General features: G+C 31.7%; 7 protein-coding genes. 2 read left to right on the forward strand and 5 right to left on the reverse strand.

Annotated elements, in window-relative coordinates; translation table 11 throughout:
• The first annotated feature begins 43 nt into the window (after positions 1 to 43).
• Positions 44 to 1,162: a TlpA family protein disulfide reductase gene (locus tag BX611_RS03570; RefSeq protein ID WP_115878134.1), complete on the forward strand. Its 1,119-nt coding sequence runs from the start codon at positions 44 to 46 to the stop codon at positions 1,160 to 1,162.
• A gap of 302 nt (positions 1,163 to 1,464) precedes the next feature.
• Here BX611_RS03570 and BX611_RS03575 read toward each other — a convergent pair whose 3' ends face one another.
• The 3 genes from BX611_RS03575 to BX611_RS03585 form a co-directional block, all read right to left on the reverse strand.
• On the reverse strand, positions 1,465 to 2,298 hold the full coding sequence (locus tag BX611_RS03575) for a BT1926 family outer membrane beta-barrel protein (RefSeq protein ID WP_115878136.1): 834 nt from the start codon (positions 2,296 to 2,298) through the stop codon (positions 1,465 to 1,467).
• 90 nt (positions 2,299 to 2,388) lie between these two features.
• Positions 2,389 to 4,800, reverse strand: a complete 2,412-nt coding sequence (locus BX611_RS03580; protein WP_147296394.1) for a hypothetical protein — start codon at positions 4,798 to 4,800, stop codon at positions 2,389 to 2,391.
• 599 nt (positions 4,801 to 5,399) lie between these two features.
• The gene (locus tag BX611_RS03585; RefSeq protein ID WP_115878141.1) at positions 5,400 to 6,959 is read right to left on the reverse strand and encodes an NAD(P)/FAD-dependent oxidoreductase; all 1,560 of its coding nucleotides are present in this window, start codon (positions 6,957 to 6,959) and stop codon (positions 5,400 to 5,402) included.
• 121 nt (positions 6,960 to 7,080) lie between these two features.
• Between BX611_RS03585 and BX611_RS03590 the strand changes: the two genes are divergently transcribed.
• Positions 7,081 to 8,067: an aldo/keto reductase gene (locus BX611_RS03590; RefSeq protein WP_115878143.1), complete on the forward strand. Its 987-nt coding sequence runs from the start codon at positions 7,081 to 7,083 to the stop codon at positions 8,065 to 8,067.
• Positions 8,068 to 8,078: 11 nt separating this feature from the next.
• Here the strand turns inward: BX611_RS03590 and BX611_RS03595 are convergent, their stop codons facing one another.
• Both BX611_RS03595 and BX611_RS03600 read right to left on the reverse strand, forming a co-directional pair.
• A complete protein-coding gene (locus tag BX611_RS03595; RefSeq protein ID WP_115878145.1) occupies positions 8,079 to 11,972 on the reverse strand; it encodes an Ig-like domain-containing protein in 3,894 nt (1,297 codons plus the stop codon).
• Between the two features lie 85 nt (positions 11,973 to 12,057).
• Entirely contained in the window at positions 12,058 to 12,345 is a 288-nt protein-coding gene (locus BX611_RS03600) for a hypothetical protein (protein ID WP_115878147.1), read from the reverse strand.
• Positions 12,346 to 12,420: the final 75 nt, after the last annotated feature.

Raw genomic sequence — 12,420 nt, forward strand, 5'->3', positions numbered from 1 at the left:
TTTAAACAATAATTAACGTCAAAAGAGTTAAACATTTAAATTTATGATTTCTAAAAACCACCATTATTATTTACTAATACTATCTTTTTTAATTCTTATCGGATGCACATCTAAAAATGACAATTCATTTATTATTTCCGGTACAATATCCAATTTAGAAGATGATTTTATAATTCTATCTCAACTAACTAATATTCAAACAAATGAAAACCGTGTAATTGACACTTTAAAAGTTAATAAACGGGGAAAATTTAATGCGGTATATTTTTTAGAGCCAAATATCTACGCGTTAACTTTTACAAATAATAAAACAATTCAACTTGCAATAGATAAAGGCCAACACATTAAAATAGTAGGAAATGATTTAGAAAATTTAAAAATATCAGGTTCTGTAGATACACAGCTATTAATGGATTACGAAGCTTTTCGAAAAAAATCTTTAAAAACTTTGGTAACATCTATTAGAAATAAAATAAAAAACCTTAAAAAAGAACAAAGTAATGAAAACGAGATTGCTAAATTAAGAACTCTAGAAGTTGAAAATTATAAAATTCATTTAAACCAATTAACTGAATTTATACAAGAAAAAATGGGGACTTCCATCGCTATTTATCCAACATCTTTACGTTGGAACAGTGAAAATTTACCTATTTTAAATAAAATAGTTTTAGATTTTGAATCCACACACCCAAATTTAGCAATAACCAAAAAATTATTTGAAAGAATTGAATTGCTAAAAAAAACAAGTATTGGAGCTACTATTAGCAATATTAAAATGCCAAATGAATTAAATCAAATTATTCAATTAGATTCTATAAAAAGTAAATATACTTTAATAGATTTTTGGGCAAGCTGGTGTCCGCCCTGTAGAACTGAGAGTAATTTACTTAATAACCTATATAAAAGCTATAAAAATAAAGGTTTTGAAATTTATGGCATATCATTAGACACAAATAAAGAACGTTGGTTAAAAGCGCTTAAAAATGACAATCGAACATGGATAAATGTTTCAACCTTGGAAGGATTTAAAACAAAGGTATCTACCGAATATGCAATTACTTCATTACCAACAAATATTATTATTGATTCAGAAGGAAAAATTATTGCCACAAATATACATGGAGAACAGTTAAAAGAATTTATAGAAAAATTATTTGAATAAAATTACAATCAACTTCTGAAAGAAGTAATATGAATACTGAATAATAAAAAAACACTATTTTTTTACTAAATAAAAGAGGCTGCATGAAGAATAAGTAATAAAATAGTATTAATTTAAACAAATTATAATAATAATCCTTGAGCATAATATTACTGGCTTAACTGTAACATTTTATTAAGCCCTAAAATTTGACTTTAAAATCATGATACATAGCTTTAAATGTAATTAATTATGAATTATTATTGAAAAAAAAAGGCTACCAATTGGTAGCCTTTTAAAGTAATATAGTAAAATTCCACAAGTTAAAATTTAAACCCAATTTTCGCTGAAAATTGTGCAAAGAATGATACTGTATCTGTTTCAGCTTCAAGGTTAATTAACCCTGGACCTGGAGTTTTAACACTAACAGCATAGGTATAAGATACTGGTTTTATATCAAAACCAAAGAATACATCCTTAGCGATATAATAATCTACACCCGCAACTGCTTGTACACCGAATGCCGTAATGTCAACATGACGAGCACCCAAATCTGTTATAGTTATTTCGTTATTATCATCAATTTGAATAGAAGGATCATACAATGATCTTCTTGCATAGTCAAATGGTAGAGCAAAACCTAAATATGGAAATAATCTTTCATTTTTAGTTTCAAATATCCATTGTCCTCCAACAGATACATTAACATCTACTCTTTCATCAGCAACAACTGAATTGTAAGCAGGAATAAGAACTGTTCCATTAATATCTGTAACAGCAGGAATCCCTAATTGAGAAGGTGTATTACGTAAAATAGCACCTCCACTAAAAGAAATAGAGAACTTGTTAGTTACAAAATATCTTCCTTCTGCACCAACCATATTTGAAATTGAGTTAGTGTTAGCAGAAACTCCGTTATCGAAGGCTGCAACACCACTAACTGAACCATTAGATGATGGTACGCTTAGGCCTGAATTTAGATATGCTCCTTGTCCAAAAATCATCGCTGCGGTAAAGTCTCCTTTTTGTGGTGCAAATTTAGCCGCCTCCACACAACAAGAGTCTGTAGCACAAACGTGTTCTGAATCTTTATCTTGTGCATTAACACTTGTAAGTGAAATAACTAAGATAAAGCATAAAATTAAATATTTTTTCATATGTTTTAGTTCTTTAAGAGTTATAATTTATTTTATAAAGGGCTGGCTGGTTAAAGTCAGCCCTATATTGTTTATATCCTAAAGAATCTTTTAAGATGCTAATGCAGCGTCCATTAATGCTTTGTATTCTGCAGCAATAGCCATTGCGTTAGCATATCTAGCATCTAATGTATCAATTAAAGCTTGTAAATATTCTAAATAAGCTTCATCAGCAGCTTCTTCAGTTTGAGCTAAAGCTAAAGCAACTTGAGCTTCTTCAATAGCTAAATCAGCGTCTGCGATTTGAGATTGTAGATCTTCTAACATATCTGCTAAATCATCTAAATCATCAGCACCCCAACCACCATAAGCGTTGATCATTGAAATTTTCAAGTCTTCTTGAAATTCTAAGGCATCTAGTTCTTGCTCTAAAACCCAATATGCTTGCCATTCAGTAATAATTTGAGCATGTAAATCAGCTTGTAAAGAACTTAAGTAACCTTCGTTAGCAATTAGCTCATCATATTCAGCTTGCATTGCATCAACAATTGCTTGTTTAGCATCAATAATTGGTTGAATTTGAGAAATAGCTAAATTCCAATCAGCAATATCAGCTTGAGCATCTGCAATCATATCCAATAATTCAGCCTTAGTAGTTGCAACAAAAGCATCATAAGCAGCAATTGCATCATTTTTAGCAGTTAAAGCATCAGCTTCAGCAGTATCAGCAGCATCAGAAGCAGCTTCAGCAATATCTTCAGCAGCAGCAGCAGCATCATAATCAGCTTGAGCAGCAGCTTCAATAGCTACACCATCTTCATACAATCCTTTTTTGTACTCATAATCTTCCTGAGCAGCAAGTAAATCATCAGCATAAGTATCCAATGCATCTTGAGCAGCATCAACAGCAGCTTGTGCAGCAGCAGTATCGGCTTTTGCAGCATCTAAAGCAGCAACAGCAGCATTTAATAAATCTGCATTTGTTTGCCAAGTATCATCAGCTTCAAAATCATAATAATCACCAGCAGCTCCAACATCATTTCCATCATCATTAGTTACTTCAATTAATGCAACAGCAGCACCAGTTAAAGGAGAAACAGTTCCAGCATCAGCTGAATCCATATCTGTAGTATCTGTAGTATTTGGACCACCTACAACAGGAGCAACTACATAAATATAAGAAGTTATAGCATCTGCATGGTTTCCTAATAAATCATCAGCACCTGCAAACCAAGTAATTCCAGAAGGATCAGCTTCAAAATTTGCTTTTCTTAAATCATATTCAACTTGAACTAAAGCTTCAGCAGCTTCAGCAGCTACTAAATCAGCATCAGCAGCAGCTTTATCAGCTAATAATGGAGCTTCTCCAGCTTCTAAAGCAGCTAATAAATCTACAGCATCTTGTAAATTAACATATAAATCTGCAATATCAGCTTGAATTTGATTCAATTCAGCTAATTTTTCAGCTTCTAAAGCTTCAGCAGCATCTTCAAGATCTTGAGCAGCATCAGCAGCAGCAACAGCAGCATCATATGCAGCAGCAGTTGCAGTTTTATCGGCTTCTAAATCAGCTACAGTAGCATCATAAGTATCATATGTTGCTTGCCAATCGGCAATATCATCTTGAGCATCTGCGATATCATCTTCTAAACCTTCTTTTTCAGAAATAGCATCCTCTAATTCATCTAAAGCATCTTCAAATCTATCAACAAAATCACTAGCTACACCATTTTCTTCATAGATAGCCATAATTTCATTGAATTTTTCTTGCATCTCTACTTCTTTAGCATCAATAAGAGCATCAATAGCATCTTCTTCTTCTTTTAAAGTAGAAAGAATAGCTTCAACAGATGTTGGATCAGCCATATACGTTTCTAAATCAGCAATTGCAGCTTCTAATGCAGCTTTATTATCATTTGCAGTTGCGATATCTGCATCTAACATTGCTAATACATATACCCAAGAAAGAGTATTACTATCAGTTAGCATAAGTTGAGCCTCAGCTAAATTAGCTTCTGCATTTAATTTATCCATAAGGATATAGTTAGCCGCTTCCATAGCATATCTGTAAGCGTATGCATATTCTGTTGCCAACTGTGCACCTGCAGCTTCTAATTCCGCAGCCAAAGCAGCCATTTCGATATTGAATTCAGCTTGAGCAATCTCTAAATCCATTTGAGCTTCTGCTACAGCTAAAGCAGTTTCAGCAGCTAACTCCATTAATTCTTGCTCATTTACTAGAGCTTGATTTGCATTATCCTGAATAATACCTTCAGTTATTGCATCAACTTGAGCAGCTTGCGAAGCAATTAATGCTGCTTGCGCTTGTGCCTGTTCAGCTTGCGCTTCTAACAATGTGGCTTCTGCATTTTGTACTGCAGCTTGTGCAGCTAGTAAATCAGCTTGAGCTCCATAAATAGCCTCTACTACTGGAGATACTTCATTATCTATACAAGAAGTAAAGCTAACACTGATTAAGGTAGTCATCATCAGAACTACCGACAATTTTTTTAAATTTTTCATTTTGTAACTTTTTAATTAATATTCTTTAAAATTTAAATAGGTTAATAAACTTGTGTTATTACAATTAGTTAACAAAACTACATAATTTTTTTTATTATGCAATAATTGATTTGCTAAAACTGTTGTTTTTTTACTATATATATGCAAAACAAACGTTATAAATACCATATACAACTGCTAAACAGTCACTTAAAATTTTACAACTATTAAATCTTTTAGTTACTTTTTTAGAATAAGGCTTGTTAAAAATTATAAAAATGTATTTTTTTTAACGCTTCACATTGAAAGTATAGTCAACTTTCTCTGTTTTAAGTAATAAAAGTGTTATTTAGTTAATAAAAATGGACTAAGAATCTATAAAAATTTATTAATAGGAGAATAATTTAAAGGTTTTTTTGAAAATAAAGAAAATTGATTATAAATATTTTATACCTATTATTATATGTTAGCAAGTTTACTTGAGTTTTTTAAAACTTCACAATAAAAAACAAAACTCATCGCTAAAAAGAATAGTAATGAAGTAATCTCTCTATCTTAATGAAAAGATTGCTTTACTATCCTCACAATGACGAAGAATAAATTAAATTAATTTCTTTTTATTATTTAATTGCTAAAATAGCAGCCTCGGCACAACGTTCTCCATCCATTGCTGCTGAAACAATACCACCAGCATAACCTCCACCTTCTCCACAAGGGAATAAGCCTTGTAATTCAGGGTGTTCTAAGTTTTCATTTCTTGGAATATTTACAGGTGATGAAGTTCTTGATTCTACTCCAACTACATTTGCCTCTGCTGTATAATAACCGTGCATTTTTCTTCCAAATTCTTCAAAACCTTTACGCAACCTACTTCCAATTAATTTTGGTAATAAAGAGTGTAATGGAGCCGATTTTAAACCTGGCTGATACGAAGTTGGATTTAAATCGTTAGACAATTTGCCTTCAACAAAATCAGTTAAACGTTGTGCTGGCGCGGTTTGTTTTCTTCCACCTGCATTAAACGCTAATTTTTCCAAATCTTTTTGAAATTCAAGTCCTTTTAACTCACCAAATTGCTCGTATTTAAACAAATCTTTTTCTGTATTTATTTCAACCACAATTCCCGAATTTGCAAATAAATTATTTCGTTTTGAAGGTGACATTCCATTTACAACAACTTCACCATTTGCAGTTGCAGCAGGCACAATAAATCCACCTGGGCACATACAAAATGAATATACCCCTCTACCATTTACTTGTTGTACTAAACTATAAGAAGCAGCTGGTAATAATTCATCTCGTTTTCCTTTACAATGGTATTGAATGGAATCAATTATTTCCTGCGGATGTTCTACACGAACTCCCATTGCAAATGATTTAGATTTTAATGAAATATCTTTTCGCTGTAATAAATAATAAATATCCCTTGCCGAATGTCCTGTTGCTAAAATTACCGCATTTACAGTTAGTTCCGTTCCATTTTGGAGCTGAATTGCTTTTAATTTATGGTCTTTAATAACAAAATCTACAACTCTGCTTTCAAAATAAATTTCTCCACCATATTTTAAAATGGTTTCTCTAATGTTTTTTACAACCTTTGGTAATTTATTAGTTCCAATATGTGGATGTGCATCCACCAAAATTTGATCGGTAGCTCCATGATACACTAAGTTTTCAAAAATTCTTCTAACATCGCCACGTTTTAAACTTCGGGTATATAATTTCCCATCAGAATACGTTCCTGCACCACCTTCTCCAAAACAATAATTAGAATCTTCATCAACAATATGAAACTGATTAATTGCGCGTAAATCACGTCTCCTGTCGCGTACATTTTTCCCTCTCTCTAAAACAATAGGTTTGTAACCTAACTCTATACAACGTAATGCAGCATACATTCCGGCAGGTCCAAAGCCAATAATATGGATTTCTTTAGCAGAAGAAACATCCTTGTAATCAAAATAATATTCAGAAGTTTCTGGCATTGATTCGTTTATATAAACGGCAAGTTTATAATTAAAAATAATGACAGCTTTTCTAGCATCAATAGATTTACGCAATACTTTTATGGCATTTATATTTTTACCATTAATTTTTAAATATTGTGCAGCCTTTTTTTTAAGAATCTCTTCTTGTGAAACTTCTTTAATTGGCACTCTAATTTGAATCTCTTTAACCATCGTGGCAAAATTAGTCAAATTTCAACGAAATAACTATTGATATTAAATTGCTATATATACTTAATATATTTTTGATTGCAGCTTTTTTGAATTACTTTTAACATTCCAAAAAACAATAAAAATGAAGTATAGAACTTTAGGAAAGACAGGACTTAAAATATCAGAAATTAGTTTAGGAACTTGGCAAGTTGGCGGAAAATGGGGAAGTGATTTCAACGAAAAAACAGCTGAAGAAATTATAAATACAGCTATAGATAATGGTATTAATTTTATTGACACTGCAGATGTTTATAGTGATAGATTGAGTGAAAGAGCAGTTGGTAAAGTTGTTCGTTCCCGTTCAGAAGAAGTTTATATTGCTACCAAATGTGGGCGACAATTGAATCCGCATAACAACGCTTCCTATAATGTAAAGGTTTTAAGAAAATTTATTGAAGATAGTTTGTCTAATTTAGGTGATGAACGTATTGATTTAATTCAATTACATTGTCCGCCAACCGAAGTTTATTATCGCCCTGAAATTTTTGGGTTGTTTGATGATTTAACCAAAGAAGGAAAAATCAGGAATTATGGGGTAAGTGTGGAAAAAGTGGAAGAAGCATTAAAAGCTATTGAATATGAAGGAGTTGCAACGGTTCAAATAATTTTTAATATGTTGCGTCAGCGTCCAAGTGAGTTGTTTTTTAGAGAGGCAAAAGCTAAAAATGTTGGTATTTTGGCAAGAGTTCCATTAGCAAGCGGTTTGTTAACCGGAAAATTTAATGCTGCGTCAACTTTTGATAAAGAGGACCATCGTAATTTTAATAGAGAAGGAGCAGCTTTTGATAAAGGAGAAACTTTTTCGGGAATTGATTATAATTTAGGTTTAAAAACGGTGGAGGAATTAAAACAGGTTTTTGGTGAAGACCAAAGCATGGTGCATAAAGCGTTGCAATGGATTTTAGCTTTTGAAGAAGTAAGTTGTGTAATTCCAGGAGCTTCAAATGTTTCTCAATTGTTAAATAATTTAGATACTTACAATGCTAAACCATTATCAAAAATAGAATTTGAAAAAGTAAATGAGATTTACACTAAAAACATAAAAAATAGTGTGCATCATTTGTGGTAATTAGAAAATAATTACCTCCTTATTAAACTAAAATGCCCTTGTTTGCTTCGAGATTTTCCAGTTTTATCTGTTAATTCAACAGTAAACCAATAATCTGTTGAAGGCAATTCTTTACCATTGTATAAACCATCCCACCCTTCAATGTTTGGATTAATTTGTGCTATTAATTTACCAAATCTATCAAAAATATTGAGCAAAGAACTTGGGTAAAAACTGTTACTTATTCCTAAAATATTCCAAGTATCATTATAGCCGTCATTATTAGGTGTAAAGAATTTTGGATAGCCGATAATTGAAACTTCCAACCCCACGGTTCCACAGTTATCAGTATCTCTTACGTACAATGTATGAATCCCCGCTGGAACATTATCAAAAAATGGTTCATCTTGAAATGGACCGAATTCACTATTCAGCGAATACTCGTAATCATCATCTCCTAAATTATTATTGGCATCATTTATAGTTATTGAATTATTACTTGAATCATCAATAATTGTTACATCATCTAAATCAATATTTGCAACATCAGATTTTTCAACAAAAATGGTTCGCGGTAAAGATTCACAACCTAAATTAGAAGTTGCAATTACTGTAAAATAACCTCCTTCAAAAGTGGGATAAGAAGCTTGGTCGCTCACAATATTTCCATTACTATCATACCATTGGTACGTATAATTATCATCTGGATTTAACGGTTCTAAAATGGTTGGAGGTGTATTTAAGCACAGTATTTGCTCAGTTTCAACTTCAAAATTTGGTAATGGATTTACAATAAAATTTAAGGCTGTTGAAATACTGCAGGTTGTATTTAATGGATTTTGTATTATAACAGTTACATCTTGGCTTGAAGTAAAAAAGGGATTTGGCAAGGGACTTGGTAACGGATTGTCATCTGCATCAAAATAGAAAACTTGCATGTTAGTTTGTCCTCCCAACAAACTTGTTTCAATTGTTGAGGTATCAAAACTAGAAAATCCGTCAGTAGTGTTTTCTCCGTCATCACAAAGAGGTTCAATTGTTACTGGATAAACTTCAGGAGCATCATCAACAATAAATTCAAGAGTTGTTTCATCAAAACAAGCTGGATTTATGGTTGAATTATTGTTTTCAACTTTTATGGTTATTGTTTGGCTTTTAGTTAAAAACGGATTTGGAAGCGGGCTTGGCAATGGATTTCCAGCTTCATCAAAATAACTAATTGTAATTTTGGTTTGTCCGTTTCTTATGGTTTCATCAATTGCTGAAGTATCAAAAAGAAACAAACCATCTTGGTCGTCATCACATTGGCGTTCAATTGTTACAGGAGTTGCAATTGGTAAAGGCTCCACGTGTAAAGTTATAACATGATTTAAACCCAAACAGGCATTTACATCATCACTATCAATTCTAATATAAATTTCTTGTTCCCAGGGGGTTGAATTTTTATAATTTGAAATATCCGGAATTGCATTTATTTCAGATAAAGCATCATTTAAATTTTCAAAATAGGTAATTCTAACTTCTTGAGATGAAAATATAGGTTTTGTATCAATTAGTTTTTGTTCGGCATCACTAAAATTGAAAAAAGTAAGTCCATCTTGATTGTTCGATGGTTGGTCTTCACACAAATAATAATTTAAGTGAAAATCACTTGGAATTTGAGTTGCGCCAACTTTTAAATTTATTTTAGCGAACCGCTCACAGCCGTTTATGGTTTTTATTTTCACATACACTAAACTATTAATTACACTCGGGTTTTCGTATGCAATTGGATTTTCAATTAAATTAGAATATGCTGCATCTCTGTAAAATTCAAAAGTCTCATTTAAATAATTTTCTGATATTAATTCATTGGCTTCATTTAAATTAAACACACTAAAACCATCATTTGTATCATCATTATCACATTGTTCTAAAACAACTTCCGAAGCCTTTAAAACCGGCAAAGGATTCACTTCTATTTCAAAAGATCCAGTAACACTACATTTAGTTAAATTGTTATTTTCAATTTTGAAATATATAGTTTGCGGACTTCCAACAGTTGTATTCTTATAATTTGATGCATTTGAAATTTCCTGACTTAAAGAGGTATCTGAAAAATAAGAAATAGTATAATCAGCTGCATTTTTTCCATTTAAAATTGAAGACTGATTTTCAGTTAAATTAAAATACTCAATTCCATCTATATCAGTGCCAAATGCATTTGAATCGCACACACTTATTTTGGGAATAGTATCCAAAGGAGTTGGAGTTTCATATAAAAGCACCTTGATTTCAAGTCGGTTTGTACTTTCACAAGTATTAATAGTTTGTGTGGCGTAATATGATGTATTGTTTAATAAAATTTCAAAATTATTTAAAGGAGTAGTGCTTGTTTCAGTTGCATACCAGCGGATATCAGTTCCATTAACCGATAAATTATTTATTGTTGCGTTTTCAGTATCGCAAAATGTTTGTAATGGTAAAGATGTGGTAGGAGGATTTATATGAACAACTGTTAAGGTCACTGGTTTTCTATCAAGTGTTGTACAGCCATTTTCAGCGGCATCAACATAATAAGTTGTGGTATTGTTTAAAACTGGAGTTGTAAAACTTGTTCCTTTAAAAATAGAAGAACCACCAGTTAATGTGTTATACCAGTTTATTTCACCTGCAGTTGCAGTTGCGGTTAAAATTCCAGAACCATTTCCACAAATAAGATTTTCTGTAACAGCTAAAATTTCAGGAATTTCTTTAACTGTAGCTATTACCGCTGTTTTTTCTCCATTAATACAACCGTTTACCGATGCCAAAGCATAAAAAGTGGTTGTGGTTGAAATTATTGGAGTTTGCCAATTTTCCCCTTCCCCGATTGAAACTGTACTTGTTTCAGAATTAAACCAAAGCACTTTACCTGCACTTGCAGAAGCTATTAATTCAACTGAACCTTCTCCACATCTTTCACCATCTGAAGAAGAAACAATACTAGGTATTGTAATTTTAGTACTTGCTGACAATGTTAGAATAGGGTCTCCGGGCATTCCTCCATATTCTACAATATACCCTTTTGGCTGGTAATCTCCAGAAGTTGCACCTGTATTAGATAAATCGTTCCAGGCACCTCTTATTCCAACATTTGGCGCTGTTATATGCGCATAATCTTCATCACCTGATTGATTGGGTTCTTGATAATTCCAAAAAGCAAAATAAAATGGAGCCGTTGCAGTTCCATTTATGCCTCCTTGCCAAAAAGTAGTTCCGTTTTCCGGACCAGTAACCCATTTCCAAGTTTGCTCTGTGCCAGCATCACTACCACCAATCCAACCAGCTCCAGATGCTTGCTCACCTGTTAGTTGCGCTTCTTCAGAAGATGTAATTGTTGCCAAATAACCTTTTAATCCGTAATAATCTAAATTTTCTGCTGCTGCTTTTGCATCAGTCCAAGTAATTCCTAAAGATGGAATAAATTCATAATAATGACCTGTTAGTGGTAAATAATTTTTTTCATCAATAGTAATTGAAAAAGTTCTTTCCCCAGTTATATTAGCATTCGTATTTTCAAAAACAACATCATTTACCGCAGCAATTAAATCTTCATAATTTGAAGTTCCAGATCCTATCCAATTTAACACTAATTTCCCTTCTGAAATGTTAAATGTTTCTGCCTGAATATTTGGATGTAAACTTGAATTTAATAATATTAATTTATCCTGACCTTGCACATAACCTGTTGAAATTTGAATATAAATTGCTTCAATTTGGTTAGTTCCACCTGTAATATCAAAATCTGTAACTACATTTATTTGAGATAAAGGGCAATAAAATTGATTGCCAGTTGCAGTTACTGTTGGTGGTGTATTTGTTTGAGACCAGCTATAACTATAAAAACTGCAAAAAAATAAAAAAACTGTTAAAAAAAAATATATATTGGTTTGTACTAACCGCATCTTAAAAATTATGGAAGTGTAAAAATAAGGAATTATATGCTAAAAATAATTAATAATTTTCTTTTGAGTTTATTTTAATTTTAGATTAAAAATTAAAATAATTGAACATTATAATAATTATTAAAACTGCTATTGCTCCAGTAATTAAGTATAAAACTTGTTTTTTATTTTCTTGTTTAGCTTCCTCTTGAATTTTTACTTTAAATTTTTCTAATTCAGTTTTTGAAAGTTTAGGAATATTATATTCAGTTTTGGCATTTCTAACATTGGAATAGTAATTACCTCCTTTAAACTTGTTTCGCCTAGAAGTTTTTAAAGCGGCGTTTTGCTTTAAACTGTTAATCATATGTTGAACACTTCCACCGAAACTCATAGCTTATAAATAAAGTTAAAAAAAAGTCATTCTGAACGAATATATTTTTCGCTTCATTCAGAATGACAATAAGTA

It is taken from the genome of Lutibacter oceani (genome assembly GCF_003384935.1).
GTDB classification, from domain to species: Bacteria; Bacteroidota; Bacteroidia; order Flavobacteriales; family Flavobacteriaceae; genus Lutibacter; species Lutibacter oceani.